Origin of the sequence: Sorangium sp. So ce302 (assembly GCF_051530145.1) — a bacterium.
GTDB classification, from domain to species: Bacteria; Myxococcota_A; Polyangia; order Polyangiales; family Polyangiaceae; genus Sorangium; species Sorangium cellulosum_B.
On record NZ_CP150326.1, the window covers coordinates 4,630,100 to 4,647,000 of the forward strand.

8 protein-coding genes are annotated in these 16,901 nt (G+C 69.3%); 5 read left to right on the forward strand and 3 right to left on the reverse strand.

From position 1 onward, the window contains the following. Positions 1–9: 9 nt before the first annotated feature. The 4 genes from WME73_RS17580 (at position 10) to WME73_RS17595 (ending at position 10,504) form a co-directional block, all read left to right on the forward strand. On the forward strand, positions 10–1,944 hold the full coding sequence (locus WME73_RS17580) for a DUF6531 domain-containing protein (protein WP_437916418.1): 1,935 nt from the start codon (positions 10–12) through the stop codon (positions 1,942–1,944). A gap of 19 nt (positions 1,945–1,963) precedes the next feature. Continuing rightward, complete coding sequence (locus tag WME73_RS17585; protein ID WP_437916419.1) at positions 1,964–4,279, forward strand: RHS repeat domain-containing protein; 2,316 nt, start codon at positions 1,964–1,966, stop codon at positions 4,277–4,279. A gap of 269 nt (positions 4,280–4,548) precedes the next feature. Beyond that, positions 4,549–7,278 carry a hypothetical protein gene (locus tag WME73_RS17590; RefSeq protein ID WP_437916420.1) on the forward strand — a complete coding sequence of 910 codons (2,730 nt, stop codon included), beginning with the start codon at positions 4,549–4,551 and terminating at the stop codon, positions 7,276–7,278. Between the two features lie 547 nt (positions 7,279–7,825). Then, positions 7,826–10,504, forward strand: a complete 2,679-nt coding sequence (locus WME73_RS17595; RefSeq protein WP_437916421.1) for a hypothetical protein — start codon at positions 7,826–7,828, stop codon at positions 10,502–10,504. A gap of 47 nt (positions 10,505–10,551) precedes the next feature. On the opposite strand, the gene WME73_RS17600 is transcribed toward WME73_RS17595, so the two are convergent. From WME73_RS17600 to WME73_RS17610, 3 genes are all read right to left on the reverse strand, one after another. Beyond that, entirely contained in the window at positions 10,552–12,300 is a 1,749-nt protein-coding gene (locus WME73_RS17600) for a glycoside hydrolase family 43 protein (protein WP_437746604.1), read from the reverse strand. Positions 12,301–12,537: 237 nt separating this feature from the next. Further along, a complete protein-coding gene (locus WME73_RS17605; RefSeq protein ID WP_437916422.1) occupies positions 12,538–14,178 on the reverse strand; it encodes a hypothetical protein in 1,641 nt (546 codons plus the stop codon). A gap of 73 nt (positions 14,179–14,251) precedes the next feature. Next, the gene (locus WME73_RS17610) at positions 14,252–14,704 is read right to left on the reverse strand and encodes a hypothetical protein (protein WP_437746606.1); all 453 of its coding nucleotides are present in this window, start codon (positions 14,702–14,704) and stop codon (positions 14,252–14,254) included. 64 nt (positions 14,705–14,768) lie between these two features. Here WME73_RS17610 and WME73_RS17615 point away from each other — a divergent pair, with 64 nt between their 5' ends. Continuing rightward, entirely contained in the window at positions 14,769–16,880 is a 2,112-nt protein-coding gene (locus tag WME73_RS17615) for a hypothetical protein (protein WP_437916423.1), read from the forward strand. The last annotated feature ends 21 nt before the right edge of the window (positions 16,881–16,901 follow it).

Sequence of the window (16,901 nt, forward strand, 5' to 3'; positions counted from 1 at the left end):
GAAACAGCAATGCGAACGGCGCCTGTCCCCAACATCCCGGCCATCCCGGGGATGAACCCCGGAGTCTTCGTTCTCGGCGGCGGCGGTGACGGCGGCGGGGCCGGCGGCCGCGGAGGCGGCGCGGGCAAGGACAAGCAAGGCGCGAACGGCAAGAACGGGGGCGACAACGCGTCGGGGGGCGGCAAAGGCGCCTGCGGCTCCGGCCAGAACGGCGGGGCGTGCCCCAATCATCACGGCAAGAAGGGGAGCGGCAAGGGCTCCAAGGGAGACCCTGTCGACATCGTGACAGGCCGTGTCTTCACGATCCCCGTCACCGACGTGCACTTGCCGGGCCCGCTGCCGCTGACGCTGACCCGCAGCTACACGAGCGCTGCGCGCGACCGCGACGTCGGGCTCGGGCGTGGCTGGTACCACTCGTACGCGTGGGAGGTCGAGGTGCACCGCGGCCGGACGAGGCTCTGGACCGGGAACGGCATGTACGTCGACTTCACGCCCATGCGCGTCGGCGAGTCGGCGGTGGGCCCCTCTGGATGGCTGCTCGTCCGCGGCCAGACCGGCTTCGTGCTGGATCGGGGCGACGGCCGGTGGCTCGTCTTCGAGCACGCCTGGCAAGACCGCTACCTCCTGTCGGCCGAGAGCGACTCTCACGACAACCGCATCTCGTTCTTCTACAAGGAAGGTGTCCTGGCGCAGATCGTCGACTCGGTGGGTCGCAGGGTCGAGGTCCGCTCCACGAGGGAAGGGCGCATCGCGTCGTTCGAGGTGAAGAACGCGGCGCACCGGGGCCAGCTCGTCCCGTTCGCGCGGTATCGTTACGACGACGCGGGGGACCTGGTGCTCGCCGAGGACGCGATGGGCGCGGCGACCAGGTACACGTATACGGACCATCTCCTGACGTGCCAGGAGCACCCGACGGGCCTTTGCTTCACCTTCCGCTATGACGGGGAGGCGCGGTGCGTCGAGACCTGGGGCGCGTTCCCGGGGCGCGAGGACGAGAGCCTCGCCGCCGATGTCCCGGCGGTGCTCGCCGACGGGACCACGGCCGCCAAAGGCATCTTTCACACGAAGCTCGAGTACGGGCCTGACAACTACGTGGAGGCGGCCGACTCGATCTCGGTCGAGCGCTTCTTCGGCAACGACTTCGGGAGCGTCGACAAGGCGGTCACGGCCGCCGGCGTCTTCTGCCGCACGTACGACGCGTTGGGAAACCTGCTGTCGTTCACCGACGCGACGGGGGCGACGACCCGCTGGGAGCGGGACGCCCGCGGGCGGGAGCTCCGGATCACGGATGCTCTCGGCCGCGTGACCACGTTCGAGCGGGACGCCGACGGACACATCCGCAGGGCGGTCGATCCTGCAGGGGGCGTCATCGAGACGGGGCGCCTCACGGGCGGGCTCGTGTGGCGCGACGCCATCGGCGCCACCTTCGAGGTGCACTTCGATCGTCGCGGGCTCACCACGCGGACCGTCGCGCCGAACGGCGGGCAGACGCTGTACAGGTACGACGATCACGGAAACCTCATCGAGCGGACCGACCCCACGGGCGCGGTGATGCAGTACACGTACGACTACTGGGGCCGCCGCCAGAGCATGCGCGACGCGTCGGGGGCGATGGTCACGTACGCCTACGACGACGCCGGCCGCCTCCGATCCGAGCGAACGCCGGACGGCGGCGTGACGCGCTACGAGTACGATCCGTCGGGAAACTGCACGTCGATCTGGCACCCGAGCGGCCACACCACCACGCACCGTTATGCGGGGTACAACCGCATCGTCGAGACGCGGGAGCCCGACGGGCGGATCAGCAAATATCGATACAACCGCGAAGGGCGCTTCGTCGAGGTGCACAACAGCCATGGAGAGGTGCACCGCATCCGGCTGAACGCCGCCAGGCTCGTCTCGGAGGAGGTCACCTTCGACGGTCGCACCCTTCGCTATCGTTAACGACGCGATGGGGCGTGTCGTGCAGTTCGAGAACGGCCTCGGAGAGAAGACCGGGTACGTGTACGATCTCGTCGGCCGCGTCGTGGAGCACCAGTACCCCGACGGCGGCGTCGAGACGTTCGAGTACGACGAGCTGGACTACATCATCGCGGCGCACGGCCCCTCGGGCGACGTCTATTTCGAGCGCAATCTCCTGGGCTGGGTGACGTGCGAGCGGCAGGTGAGCGGCGGCGAGACGTTCTCGGTGGAGATGAAGCACGATCTGATGGGCAATGTCGTCGAGCGGAGGACCTCCCTCGGGCACCGACAGGCCTGGGTGCGCGACGTCGCCGGCCGCGCGTTGCGCGTGAAGCTCGACGGCAACGAGGAGCTCGGCGTCGTCCGCGACGCGCTCGGGCGGGAGACCGCTCGATACTTGCCCGGCGGCGGGCGTGTGGATGTCGTCTATGACGGGCTCGACCGCATGGTCCAGCGCACCGTGTCTCGCGGGGTCGCAGCCCCTCGGGTGGCCGCGGGGCAGCCCGATTGGGTCGGGGCGCTCCCCCATGACCTCACCGTGCGGCAATCGGTTCACTACACGCCGCAGGGCGATGTGGCCGCGGTCGACGACGATCGCTCGGGCGCCGAGCGATGGGAGCACGATCCGCGCGGGCAGGTGCTGGCGCGCACCGACGTCCACGGGCAGGGCGAGCGCTTCCGGTACGACGCGGAGGGGAACGTGCGCGAGCTCGGCCCCGGCGCACTGGAGCGTGAGTACGGGCGCGGCAACGTGCTGCTCCGGCGCGGCCCCGTGTCGTACGTGTGGGACGGTGACGGGAGGCTGATCAAGCGCCGCGTGGTCATGCCGAGCGGTCAGGAGGCCACGACGAGCTACGAATGGAACGGCGCGGGTCTCCTGAGCGCGGTGGTGCGCCCCGACGGCGTCCGGATCGAGCATGTCTACGATCCCTTTGCCCGGCGCCTCGAGAAGCGCGTGGTCAGGCGAGACGAAGGCGGGCGCATAAACACGCTGTCCACGACGCGGTTCATCTGGGACGGGGACACGCTCGTCCATGAGATCAAGCGCGAGCGGGGTCCGGAGGGCGAGCGGGTCACCCAGGAGAGGACGTACTGCACCGACGAGGAGACGTCGGCGCCGTGGGCGCAGAAGGACGCCAGGAGCGGCGGCGACGCGGTGTCGGCCGAGTGGTACTACTACCTGAACGACCCTGTCGGCAGACCGGAACGCCTGCTCGACGCCGCCGGGAATGTCGCCTGCGAGCTCGACCGCACGGTGTGGGGCGCCGCGCGCCCGCGGGAGGGCGCGCGCACGGACACGCCGCTGCGGTTCCTCGGGCAGTACTACGATGACGAGACGGGCCTGGCGTACAACCGTTATCGTTACTACGACCCCGCGGTAGGACGGTACATCAGCGTCGACCCGGTCGGGCTGCTCGGCGGGCAGAACGGGTTCTCGTATGCCGGCAATCGGCCCACGAAGATGGTGGACCCGACGGGGTTGATGTTCGCGTCCATTACCAGACGCCAGGACGCGGATGGTAATCAGCTGAAGAGCATCGAAGGGAAGAGTTCGACGGTTCAGAGTGATAATGACCTGGACCCGGCGCTCAAGGATGCCGTCGTCAATGCGCGAGACAAGTTCAAGGATCCTGATAAGCCTCCCAATGATCCTCGGAATGTCGATGCAAATGGTGTAGAAAAGCCGAAAGCATCCAGTAAAGCGGGTCGATGCGCCGAGATCGATGCGTTGAACCAACAAGCCAAAGACATTCGCGGCCGCCTCAGCAAGAAGGAGGGGTGGGCGAAGATGTCCGAAGCCGAGCAAAACGCCCGTGTTCGCAACGAGCTGCGCGAAGAGTATCGCCGCGGCGCGCGAATCGAAGCGTACAACAGGCAGAGCAAGAAAAACATATCTCCCGAGAAGCCTTGCCCATTCTGCGCGCAAGTCTTCCGCGAACTGGGCATCCACCCGGAGAACATCGACGCTGATCCGAACAAAGGCGTGCCTGACGCCGTCAAGCAGGGGGCGGGCCTCACTGCGGGCAAGGCGGCGGGTGGAGTCATGCATGATGGGAAAAAGTGGGATCACCGGACAGACGGCGTCTATGACGCGGATAGGGACGATCCGGGGAAGGGGGTGGCGCTTCAGAATCCATCTAGTACCAATGTGGTGCCGAAATTGAACCCGGACGGATCGCAGCAAGTGACGAGGCGTGATCCGAATGCGTTCCGCGATGAGCAGGGCAATTTTAGGCGGCCCGACAAGCCGCCGCCGCCACCGCAACCAAAGTTCGTGCCGCCCGAAGACGACACCACCGCCTCGACCAAGAAATGAGAAATTCCCACGACAATGCCGTGATTCATTCTTTATTGGAAGGTCTGGAGCGCGCCCCGGGATCGGTATGGCGCGCCACTCGATCGATCCTTGCAACCGCGGCTTCGACCGCGAGCGTCCGTGGCGAACTGGATTCTCCCCAGGTGGGCGAATCTCATCTCGAGGCGGGCGGGCCGGGCCCTTGGTCCAGGCTCAAGTCTCTCTGGGCAAACTCGCGGCCTGGTGAACGGACTCTCATTCGAGCTCCGGTGGGCGCTGCAATAGGCTCGGTGCTCGGCGCGTTTGCGATATCTCTCACGAGGCGAGAACTCTCCAGGGTTGCGTTCATACCGATCTCGGTCCGTTACGGCACGGCCGACCCCTCGGTATGGGTTGCTGCGTTGCACGCGCGCCTCGGACAGTTGACCCGGACGGGACCGTTCGAGCGCGCGCTCACACCGCGCGTGGCCGATGATATCCGGCCGCTCATCGACGGCGACGAAACCCCGGAGATTCCGCTGCTCATCATTCTCGATGGCGCTGGTGACAATAACGACCCGGCTGTATGGTCGCGGCTCGGATTGTCTGAGGCATTCTCCACTGATGTTCGCGTGTGGGTCTCGGTGTCTGGTGTCGAGAGTGATGGATCGAGACGAACGGCTGCGGAGCGTGATCGGTTGTTTCATCGGGGGAACGAGTGGTCAGAGCTTTTGATCGAGGACCTGCCTGAGCGCCCAGTCGCAGAGCTGCCCGAGGACGTCGATTTCGATACGGCGTACATTCTGGCGGCCGCAAGCGGGCCAATGTCGGAGGCAGAGCTTGCCAGGGTCGCTGGTTCCAGCCGGTCGGAGGATCGAGTGAAGGATACGCTGGAGCGGCTCGGACCATGGCTTTCCCGCACCGAGGACGGCGTAGCGTTCCTGGATAGAGCATGGGGTGAAGAGGTCGTCCGCCGCTCGATCGACCACGGGCTTTCTCGCGGACACGAGTGCGTGAATGCCTACGTTCGAGCGACTCTCGATGGTGTCTTCGGAGAGGTCAATGTCGCCCTTTCCCGAGAAGAATACGTCGTTCGGTACGGCTCGATTCACCTCGTGGGTCATGAGGCGACCGGTGAGGAGATCGATCGTATTGTCGCCGAACCGATGCGCGCGGCCTGGGAGTCCTTGGACGGTGGCGCGTTTGGGTTTCGTGCGCTTGTCGTCGCTGCGTGGCGGCGAAGCCATTCTGCGTTCCTCGAGGCGGTGTCGGAAGCCGAGCGCGTCCGGTGCATGGTACAGGCGCTGCGGTTGCGAACGATCTTCGAACAGTTGGTCACTTCGCTCGTACATGCACTCCCGGAGACGGTCGCTGGCGCCATCCGCGAAGGGATCTTTCAAGCGGGCGCAGGCGTTGAGCTGGCCAAGCCGCTGAGCGCGGAGCAGCGGATACGTCTGTGGAAGTCCGTCCGACCTGCAGTGTCGCCAGCTGCTGTGGCGTGGCCAGAGCCGTTGCTGGGCGAAGCCGAGCGCGCCGTCGCTGAGCTGGCGGAAACCGGCTCGATCCATTCATCGGTCGAGCGTGGAGCAGAGCTCAAGAGCCGCATCCTCTACGAGTTGAAGTCTCGTCGTATGATCGCGGCGCCCGTCATTGGTGCACTTGTACGAATCGCGGAGCGCCTGAGCTCTCCAGCGCGAGACGAGGTGCTCCTCCTCGCCGAGCGACGTCTCTCGGGCTTGCGTCAGGAAGATCTGCTGGTGTGGAGTGCCAGGATTGCGCGTCTCTGTCCGGACGAGCGTCGTGTCAGATTGCTTCATGAGGTGGATGCTGGGATAGTCGCCTTGCCGAGCTTGGAGGATCGGTTGGACGTACTGGCGGAGCGGCTTCGGGTGAGCTCGGAGGATGCAGCCGGAATCGTGCACACGGCTATGGGCTGGGTCGCGTCTGCCGATCGGTTCCCCGTGATGGCAAGTCGTTTTCTCCCGCATGTGCCCGAATGCGAGTGGAGCCGAATGGGACGCGCGGAGGCGCGGGTTCTCGTTCGACGCTGGCAGGGTGAATCCCGGGGATATTTGGGAGATATCGAGCCGCTTCTGGACCGGAACCTCCCGGCTTGGCTCGCTGATGAAGTCCGAAGCGACCTTGTTGCTTCGGTGAGACGCGTTGAGGGCGCCACGCGGGTCCAGGCCGCTTCCGAGTACGCTCCCCATGTCGGTGCGGAACTTCGGGCTGAGCTGGCACGTTTGTTCTTCTCGGAGCCGCCGGGGGCTTTTCGCGGTAAGATCGGCGCCGTCGAGAATTGGGCCGCGCTGGCGACGCTGGAGGAGCTCCGCCACATCTACCAGGACATCTTGCCACACGTCGGACCTTGTGATGACGACGCCTTCGCCGCCCTCTTCCGTCGTGCTGTGGAGCTGGGTGATAGGGACCTTGCGACCAGCTTCTGCGCCGCGATGGAAGGAGACGACCGCCGGCATCAAGCCGAACTAAGGGTCGCGCTCGCTCTGGGCTCATTCTCCGACGTGGAGCGCCTCGTGCGTCCGGACCTGGAGGACGAGGAAGCCTCTGGGATGCTTGAGATGGTAGGGAAGGCGCTGAAGCGCGAGGAGGACGCGGCCCGCTTCGCGGAGCTCGTGCGCGGCGCGGTCCGAGCGTCGAACAGGCTGGCCGCGTGGGGGGCCGTGTTCCCGTCGCTCTCCCTGGAGGCGCGGGAGCGGTTGTCCGGGGCCGTCGCCGAGACGGTGAAGGAGACGCTCCGCGAGCGCCCCGAGGAGTCGGACGACACGCTTTGCAGCATGTTCCCCTGGATGTCGGTGGAGAGCCTGTGCGACGTGTGGCGAGAGCGCGCCTCGCCCGAGAAGTGGCGCTCCACGATCTTCGAGGCCACGCCTCTCTTCACGTACGATCGGGGTTATAGGAACGGCGCGCTCCTGGATACACTGCTCCTGCGTATGGGAGGTGAGGCCGCCCTCGTGGCCTGGGCCAGGACGCTCGCGGAGCTCGACGAGTGGTTCTCGGAGATCGGACCTTGGCCGGACTGATCGCGCGCGTTTGCGGCGGGACGGCGCTTGCCGGCGGGGGTCGCATGCGGAGCGCCGCCGGGCCGGAATTTCAGCGTGTTCGGAACGCGAGGCTGAACCCGGACAGCTCGTACCAGAAGAACTCGCGCCATCCGAGCGCATTCATGGACGAGCAAGGCAATTACAAGCGACCGGACAAGCAGCCGCCGCCGGAGCTGAAGTTCGTGCCGCCCGAGGACGACAACACCGACCCGACCCGCAAGTAGCGATGGCAGACATCGGCGAAGAAGCTGCGATTTCGGGCCTGCTGGGCGGGCTGGAGCGCGCGCCGGACGGGGTCTGGCAGGCCACGCGGGCCCTCCTCGCCTCTCCGGCCGTGGCGGCCTGGCTTCATGGCGAGCCGGGGGCTCCAGCCTCGCCCGAACAGGGCCCGTGGTCAGCGCTGGAAGCGCTCTGGGCGAGCTCCCGCCCAGGCGATAGGGCCTTGATCAGAGCTCCTGCGGGCTCTGGCGCGAGCTCTTTGCTCGGTGCGTTCTGTCTTCATCTCACGCGGCGAGGGCTGGCCCGCGTGGCGTTCATCCCGATCTCGGTCCACGGCGGCATGGCGGATCCCTCGATATGGGTCGCCGCGCTCCATGCGCGGCTCGGAGCATTGACCTCCAGGAAGGCATCCGAGCGCGCGCTCGCCCCGCGCGTGGCAGATGACATCCGACCGATCCTCGACGGTGACGACAACCCCGAGATGCCACTGCTGCTCGTCCTCGACGGTGCCCACGAGAACGATGATCCGGCGGTATGGTCGCGCATCGGATGGTCAGCAGGGCTGCCCGGGAACGTCCGGGTGTGGGTGTCTGCGGACAACGACCCCGGTGTCACGGCCGCCCGATGGGGTGAGGCCCTTCATTGGTTGGACGGCTGGTCGGACGTCGTCCTGGAGATGCCGTCGGAGCGCTCCGTGGCGGCGTTGCCCGGTGATGTCGACGCAGATACCGTAGGCGTGTTGAGCGCTGCCAGCGGGCCGATAGCAGAAGCGGAGCTGGTCCAGATCGTGGGCGGCGATCGGGCCGAGGCCCGGGTGGGTGCCACCTTGCGTGCGCTCGATCCATGGCTCTGTCGCACGGTGTATGGCACCGCGTTTCATCATCGAGCTCTCGTGCAAGATCTCGCGGCGCGATTGGGCGATCTGAGCGATGCGCGCGGGCGGGCGCTCTTGACCTCATATATTCGGGCGACCCTTGATGGTCGCTCCGAAGGGGGCGGCGCTTCCATTTCACGAGCGGATTACGCCATTCGGTATGGGTCGATGCGGCTCTTGCGACACGATGCCACGGTGGAAGAGCTCGATCGCGTGATCGCAGAGCCGATGCGAGCCGCCTGGGAACCCCTGGATGGCGGTGCGTTCGGGTTTCGAGCGCTCGTCGTGGCCGCGTGGCGGCGAAGCCACGTGGCGTTCGGCGAGGCGACGTCGGAAGCCGCGCGCGGCCCTTGCATGGTGCAGGCGCTGCGGCTGCGTACGATCTTCGAGCAGCTCATCACGTCGCTCGTGCACGCGCTCCCGGAGATGATCGCCGGCGCCATCCACGAAGGGATCTTTCGGCCGGACGCGGGCATCGAGCTCGCCAAGCCGCTGAGCGAGAACGATAGGGTGCGGCTGTGGCGGGCGGTCCGGCCCGCCGTGTCCGAGGCGGACGCTCTGTGGCCGACGCCGTTGCTGCGCGAAGCCGACCGCGCCGTTGAAGGGATCGCGGCGTCCGGCGCGAGCGCAACGCGTTCGGCGCACGAGCGAGACCGCAGAGGCTTCGTATTGGGCGAGCTGAAATGGCGCCGTGTCGTGAAAGCGCTCGTGATCGGTGCGCTCCGGCGGATCGCCGAGCGGCTGCGCTTCCCCGCGCGGGAGGAGGTTCTGCTGCTGGCGGCCAGGCGCCTTGCTGGGCTCCATCCAGAGCGCCGTGCGTTCTGGGCTGCCCTGCTGGCGCCGCTCTACCCCGAGGAGCGCCGCGCCGAGCGACTCGACGACGTGGATGAGCAGATCTCCAGCCTGCCAAAGCTCGGAGATCGCCTTGAAGTCTTGACGGAGCGGCTCCTGGGGACCTCGGCTGGAGCGAGCGCGATCGTTCAGCGAGCCATGGGATGGCTGCTGTCCTCCGAACGATTTCCGCTCACAGCGCAGCGCTTTCTCTTTCATGTTCCCGAGAGTGAATGGAACCGGCTCGCTCCCGAGGAGGCCCGAGCGCTCGTCCGTCGCTGGCAAGGCGAGTCGCGAGGATCCGCGGATTCGCTCGGGCCGCTCCGCTGCGGGCAGCTGCCTCCGTGGCTCGCGGCCGAGGTGCAGGATGCTCCCCTCGCGGAGGTGAGAGAGCGGACGGACGTCTCCGACCGCAACTACGTCGCCTCCGAGCTCGTCTCCTTCGTTACAGCGGACGTCCGAGCGGAGCTGGCACGCATGTTCTTCTCGGAGCCGCCAGAGACCTTTCGCGGCGAGGGCCGCGCCATCGAGAACTGGGCGGAATCGGCGACGCTGGAGGAGCTCCGGTACATTCACCAGAAGATGTTGCCGTGCATGGGCTCTCGGATTGACGACGCGCTCGCGGCGCTCTCCCTCCGTGCAGTGAAGCTCGGCGACAGGGACCTTGCGACCAGCTTTTGCGCCGCGATGGAAGGGGACGACGACCGACATCAGGCCGAGTTGGAGATCGCGCTCGTTCTGGGCTCGTTTGCCGACGTGGAGCGCCTCGTGCGTCCGGATCTGGAAGACGAGGAACCATCTGGAATGCTTGAGATGGTAGGGAAGGCGCTGAAGAGCGAGGGGCACGCGGCTCGCTTCGCGGAGCTCGTGCGTGGCGCTGCCCGCGCATCGAACAGGCTGTCCGCGTGGGCGTCTGTGTTCCCGTCGCTCTCCCTGGAAGCGAGGGAGAGCTTGTCCACCGCCGTCGCCGAGACGGTAAAGGAGGCGCTCCGCGAGCCGCCCGAAGAGTCCGACGACTCGCTCTGCAGCATGTTCCCCTGGATGTCGGTGGAGAGCTTGTGCGACGTGTGGCGGCAGCGCGCCTCGCCCGAGAACTGGCGCCCCACGATCGCCGAGATCACGCCTCTCTTCACGTACGATCGACGTTATGACAACGGCGCGTGCCTGGACACGCTCCTCCTGCGTCTGGGAGGTGAAGCCGCGCTCGTGGCCTGGGCCAGGACGCTCGCCGGCCTCGACGACTGGTTTTCGGAGATCGGGCCCGGACCCGAAGAGGGCTGACCCCACGCGCCGGCGGCGATGTGCCCATCGCCGCCTGGGTTACCGATTCAGCTCGTCACTCCCGGACGACGCCCCCTCCGGCCGCGCTGCCGGAGCCCCAGGGACGCCGCGAGCAGCGCTGTCAGCGCGAGGGCACCTCCGGACGGCGCGCGGCTCGCCGCGCGACAGCTACAACCAGCCGGATCGCCCGACTCCCCGCCGGATGTGCCCCCCGACGACGCCTGGGCGGCCGACGTTGAGCTGGGGGATCCCCCACCCGTGGCCGTACCCGTCGAGGGCGCTCCTCCGGAGCCGGAGCCGGAGCCGACGCTGACGGCACTGCCGTTTCCGCCGCCGACGCCGCTGACGCTGCCGTCGCCACCGCCGCTCGTGCTTCCCCCCGTGCCACCCCCGCCGGCGCCCTCGCCCCCGACGGGCGAGAACTGCCAGAAGTTCATGTTGAAGAGGTTCGACCCGCCGCCGGTGAAGACGAGATAGAGATCGTGCACGCCTGTGGCGCCGTCGACCGCACACGACACGTCGCTCCACTTCTGCCAGCCCCCCGTCGCCCCTACCGCGCAGGTGCCCACGAGCTTGCCGTCGCGCGCATCCAGGCGGAGCTCGATGCTGCCCCCCTCCGCGCCGCTCGCGACGCGCGCGCTGAAGCTCTCCGCCCCTTCGCCGAAGTCGACCCCGCGGAGGCGCACCCAGTCTCCGTTGTTGATGAACGAGAGGTCCATCCCGCCCTCCTCGCAGCGCTCCGTCTCGATGCCGCTCTGCGCGTTGAAGGTCTCGGCTTCGACGCGCGCGTAGGGGTCGAGGTTCGCGAGCTGCTTGAGCCCGTCCGTCGTGTAGGTCACCGGCACGATCGAGCCGTCGTCTTTGTAGGTGAGCGTCTCGAGCGCGATGTTCCGGCGATAGGTTGTAGGCTCTCCGGCATCGGTGGCGACGGAGCGATTGTGGTAGGCGTGATACCAGGAGCCGCCAAACTCGAAGATCGCCGCGTGGTTGTTGTTGTTGTTCTTCGGCGGCTGGGGCCCCGCCGTGCCACGGTGGGTGAAGCCGGACGTGGGGCTCGTGCTCGTGAGGTAATCGATCCGTAGGCCGTTGGCGGTGTTTGTCGAGTACGACAGATAGTAAACGCCGTTGCGCTTGTGCATCCAGGACGCCTCGAAGAAGTACGGGACCGTGAGCGCGATGGCCGAACCCGAGACGCTCACCATGTCGTTATTCAGCTTGATGATGCGCGCGTTCTGCTCGCCGTTGCCGCCGAAGTAGAGGTACGCCTGGCCGTCGTCGTCGACGAAGACGCCCGGATCGAAGAGCCACATGTTGTTGCCCGAGGCGCCGGGCGTGTTCGAGGTCACCAGGGCGCTGCCCTTCGCGTCCTTGAACGGTCCGGTCGGGCTGGTGCTCGAGGCGACGCCGATGCCGTTCGCGTTGTTGCCGAAGTACACGTAGATGGTGCCGTTGCGCTCCACGACCGCCGGGGCCCACGCGAAGCTCGCCCAGGACGCGCCGCTGGGCACGCGCAGCACCTCACCGTGATCGGTCCAGTTCTTCAGGTCGCTGCTCGAGACCGCCACGAACGAGGCCATCTTGTAGCCGTCGTCCGAGCCGTCCTGTTTGACGTTGTCGTCGTCGTTCGAGGCGTAGAGGTAGACTCGCCCGTCGTGCACCAGCGAGGCCGGGTCGGCGAGGTAGCGGTGTGAGGCGATGGGGTAATCGGCCAGCGCGGAAGGGCTCGCGACGAGCCCGACCGAGGTGAGCGCGAACCCGCAACAAGCCGATCTCGCCAATGTACGTGAGCGACGCATGTTCACCTTACCTGTTGGTCCAGAGCCCTTGATCATGGCCGCTCGGGCGGCGCTTCGCCCCCGAACTGGTACAGGCGAGGTCCCGAGCGCAGGCTTCCAGGGCGAAGCGAAAGGATATCCCTGGGGGTAAAATGTGAACGTTCACATGGCCGATGTCAATCAAAATCCGGCGCGCGGTGAGCCTCGGCACCTCTTGACGCCGGCGCTGAGCGGCGCCCGACTCGATCGCGGGTATCCTCAGCTCGTGGCGCTCTGGTCGATGAGCGCCTGCCACTGCGCCTTGAGCGCCGGATCGGCCTCGAGGCGCTCATGCCAGATCCTGTGCAGCGCGACCCAGCTCTGCGGGGTCAACCCATAGTGGCTCTGGATCTGCGGGATGTGATTCGGATGGTCGCGCAGGTCGGCGCACAGGCGCGCGTACCGCGCGAGGGAGATGCGCTCCACGCGGCGCATCGTCTCGTCGTCCTCCATGCCGGCGTGCGCTTGCGCGGCGGGCTCCGCGGGCGTCGGGCTCGCGGACGGCTCGGCGGCGCTTGGCTGAAGGAAGGGCAGGGCCCAGCGCCCCGTCGGGATCTGGGGCGGTTGCGGAGCGATCTCCCCCCTGGCGGGCCTCGATGGCGCAGGTGATTGGCCCGGACGAGCGAAGGGCAGGGCGTTGTCGGCGGGCGGCGAGGGGGTCGGTCGCGAGAACGGCAGGGCGTTGTCGACGGGCGGCGAGGAGGCTGGGCGAGAGAAGGGCAGGGGATTGGCGGCGGGCGGCGAGGAGGCCGGTCGCGAGAAAGGCAGGGCGTTGTCGGCCGGCGGCACAGGGGCCGGTTGCGAGAAGGGCAGGGGATTGGCGGCGGGCGGCGAGGAGGCCGGTCGCGAGAAAGGCAAGGCGTTGTCGGCCGGCGGCGCAGGGGCCGGTTGCGAGAAGGGCAGGGGATTGGCGGCGGGCGGCGAGGAGGCCGGTCGCGAGAAGGGCAATGCGTTGTCGGCCGGAGGCGCAGGGGCCGGTCGCGAGAAGGGCAATGCGTTGTCGGCCGGAGGCACAGGGGCCGGTCGCGAGAAGGGCAGAGCGGCATCGAGCGGAGGTAACGGGGCCGTGCCGGAAAAGGGCAAGGCTCTGTCGGCCCCCAGCGAGCCGACCGTGCCGATGGCCGTCATCTCCATCTCCGGGCTGTCTGCCGGTGGCGCACTCGTCCCCTCGACCGCGGGCGCGGTGGACACGTCTTGACGGAACGGCAGCGCATCCCGGCCCGGGAGGGGCGTCGTGCCGAGGAGCGTCATGCGGGCTCGCGGCGCCGTCGATGGCCGCTCCAGGCTTGGCAGGGGCGGCGACGGCGACGGCACCGCCGGCAGCAGCGACGGCGAAGGCACGGCCGGCGGCAACGGCGAAGGCACGGCCGGCGGCAACGGCGAAGGCTGCACGACTCCGGGCAGCGGCGTGGCGGCATTCAGCCTGGCCCAGGGAGATCGCGCAGCCCCCTCGTCGCCCACGGCCGCGGCGCCCACGGCTGCGGCGCCCACGGCCGTGGCGGGCGGCGGCGTCGCCCCATCGAGAGGCGCCCCCTGCAGCGGGGCGATGCGCGCAGCAGGCGCCACCGGCATCGGCCCTTCCAGCTTCCTGCGCGCGCCCCGCGCCTTCTCCTCGGCGCGGCGCTTGTGCGCGGCGACGAGCTCCATGTACCGGCGGCTCGATCGCAGCTGCCCGCGCGCGGCCTGCGCGGCGAGCCTGGACATCCACCGCTCCCGCGCCGCCTCCCACGCGGCGGCCGAGAGCCCAGCGCCGGAGAGCACCTCGTCGCGCGGCAGGCCCGCCTCGAGGGCCCCGGCCACGGCGGCGAGCTCCTCGAGCCGGATCGATCGGACCTCCTCGTCGCGCTCCACCATGTCCACGAACATACCCCCTCGCCGCCGCCGGCCGGCGCGCCGCGGCGGCCCGGCCGATGTCCCCTCGCGGCCGTCCCGGTTACCTCATCGCCCGCTGAAACCGCGCCATGAGCGCGTCGTCCTCGAGCATCGCCGCGGTCCATCGCTGCTGCGCGCTCAGGTAGTCCTCGAGCGTCAGATCCAGACGGCTCAGCACCGTCGCCATGTCGGTGCCGCGCTTCATCGCGCGAGCCGCTTCGAGGAAACGCTCGAACGACAGCTCGCCCTTCGAGCGGGCGCGCTGGACCCTGGCGAACGTCTCGGCGAAAGCGACGACGAGCGGCGGCACGCCCGCCTCCTCGCTGTCGTCGTCGTCCGCCTCGGAGAGCCGCGCCTGCCAGGCGTCGTCGAGCGCCTCCCAGCCGGCCTCGTCGAGCCCGTGTGCCGCGAGGAGCGCCGCGCGGTCGGCGCTCGGGTCCGCGAGCCGGGCGGCGAGCGTCGCGTACGCCACGACGTCATCGACGCCCTGCGCGCTCTGCGGAGGTTCCTTCATCGTCCGGCCAGGCTACCTCAGCGCGCGTCTTGGGGCCTCCTTCGCGCAGGTGTATTCATGGCGCGTGTCCTTCTCATACCTGCCCTTCGTCGCGCCCGGCGGTCAGGAGGGGCAGCCCTCCGCGCCCGCCGGCACGGACCTGCTCGCCCACGACAAGCTCGAGAACGCGCACGCCGCGCTCCGCCGCGCGGCGCTGTCGCTCGAGCACGACGTCGAGCCCGTGACCGACCTGACCGGGCCCGCGCGCGCCCTGGAGCGCGCCCTCGGCGCGATCTACGACGCCTTCGACGGCCGCGCCGAGCCCCTCGGCGCCGTGCGCGCCGCCCTGGCGGAGACCGACGAGATCGCCGCGCGGATCGGGCAGGCGATCGGGCTCGACGCCGGCTTCGCAGCGGTGGACGAGCTGCTCCGGGGCGCGCGCGGCTGGCTCGAGCAAGCGGCGGCGCGGCTCGCCCTCGTGCCGCCGGCGCCGCCGCTCGACCTGCCGCCGATCCTGGCGAGCCGCGACCGGCCGCGGTTGCACGCGGTCCAGCGGGCGTCGCTCGCGCCGCTGCTCAAGGTCCCGGAGCCGCCCCCGGCCGAGCTCGTCGCGAAGCCCCCGCCGCCGATCCCGCGGCCGCGGACGTTCGAGGAGCTCGAGGCCGCCGTCGAGGCGCTGAAGCAGCAGGCGCCCGCGCCCGGCGCGCTCCCCGCGGCGGCGGAGGTGCGGCCGCCCGCGGCGCGCCCGGACGAGGGAGCTGCGCGCCCCGTGCCGCCGGGCTTCGCGCTTGAGATCGGCGACGCGATCGACGATCTCGCCTTCCTCCGCGCCCGCGCCCGCGAGTGCTTCGAGGAGGTCGCGATGGTCGGCATGCAGCGGGCGCCGCTGCTCGGCGATCCCTTCCGCGGGGCGCTGATCCTCGAGCGGCGCATGCTCGCGGCCATCGACGTGATCGCGGCGATCGGGGCGCCGGCGCTCGAGCACGTGCCGCGGCTCGTGGCCGACGCGCCCGTGAAGGACGCGAGCGTCGCGTTCGCGAGCGCGATGGTGCTCGGCTGCTTCGCCGGCCGCGACGCGCTCGCCGCGGCCGAGCTCGCGCTGCTCCGGAGCGGCAAGGACAGGGCGTTCATCGACGCGCTCGGCGCTGCCCTGAAGCTGGTCCCGCACGAGCTCCTGCCGCTCGCGCTCCGCAGCCTGCTCCGCGAGCCCGAGCCGCTGGTCCGCGCGATGGCGATCGACGTGCTCGCCTACCGCGGCTTCGCGACCGAGGACGAGCTCGTCGCGGCAGCGTCGGACGACGAGGCCCCCGTGGCGGCGTGCGCGCTCCACCACCTCGGCTGCACGCCGGGCCCCCGCTTGCCCGAGCTGATCCAGCGGGCGCTCGCGTCGACCGCGGCGCAGGACCCGGCGCTGCGCGAGGCCGCCTGGACGGCCATGGCGCTCTCGGATCACCCGCACGCCCCGCTCGCGCTGCGCGGCGCGCTGGACGAGGCCGACGGCGCGGACGCCGCGGCGCTCCTGCTCGCGCTCGCGGGCGACGACGCCGACGCGCGGCTGCTCGCCTCGCGCACCGCCGAGGCGCCGCGCCGCGGCCTGATCTTCGCCGTGGGCTGGGCCGGTGCGGCCGCCGCGGTGCCGCTGCTCATCGACCTGCTCGAGCGCGACGTGGACGGGGACGTGAAGCTCGCCGCGGCCTACGCGCTGGAGCGGATCACCGGCGCGGGGATGTGGGAGGAGGTCGCGGTGAAGGACGAGGAGATCTTCGTCGCCGATCCACCCGAGCCCGACGTGGGCGAGCCTCGCGAGCTCAAGCTCGCGCAGCTGGTCAGCGATCCCAACGACCTGCCCGAGGCGCCGGCGCCGGAGATGGCGGAGCAGCCCACGGTGGACGCCGCGCGCTGGCGGGCCTTCTGGCGCGAGCGCTGCCAGGGCTGGGACATGAGCGCGCGCTACCGCCGCGGGCGCCCCTACACACCCGACGTCGTGCTCGACGAGCTGGATACGGGGCGGGTCACCCCGGGCGAGCGCCGGCTGCTCCAGCGCGAGCTGATCCTCCGCACCGGGCACTTCGTGCGCTTCGATCCGCACGACTTCGTTGTGGCGCAGGAGGAGGCGATCCAGGCCTGGCGGCCGATCGCGGCGCGCGCCTCCGGCGCCCCGGGCCGCTGGACGCGGCCCCGCCGGCGCGTAGGGTAAACGGCGCGCGGACGTCGGCGA

Coding starts and splice junctions, on each gene's coding strand:
- WME73_RS17600 (WP_437746604.1), bottom strand. CDS start 12,300: ATGCGTCGCTCACGTACATTGGCGAGATCGGCTTGTTGCGGGTTCGCG.
- WME73_RS17610 (WP_437746606.1), bottom strand. CDS start 14,704: ATGAAGGAACCTCCGCAGAGCGCGCAGGGCGTCGATGACGTCGTGGCG.
- WME73_RS17580 (WP_437916418.1), top strand. CDS start 10: ATGCGAACGGCGCCTGTCCCCAACATCCCGGCCATCCCGGGGATGAAC.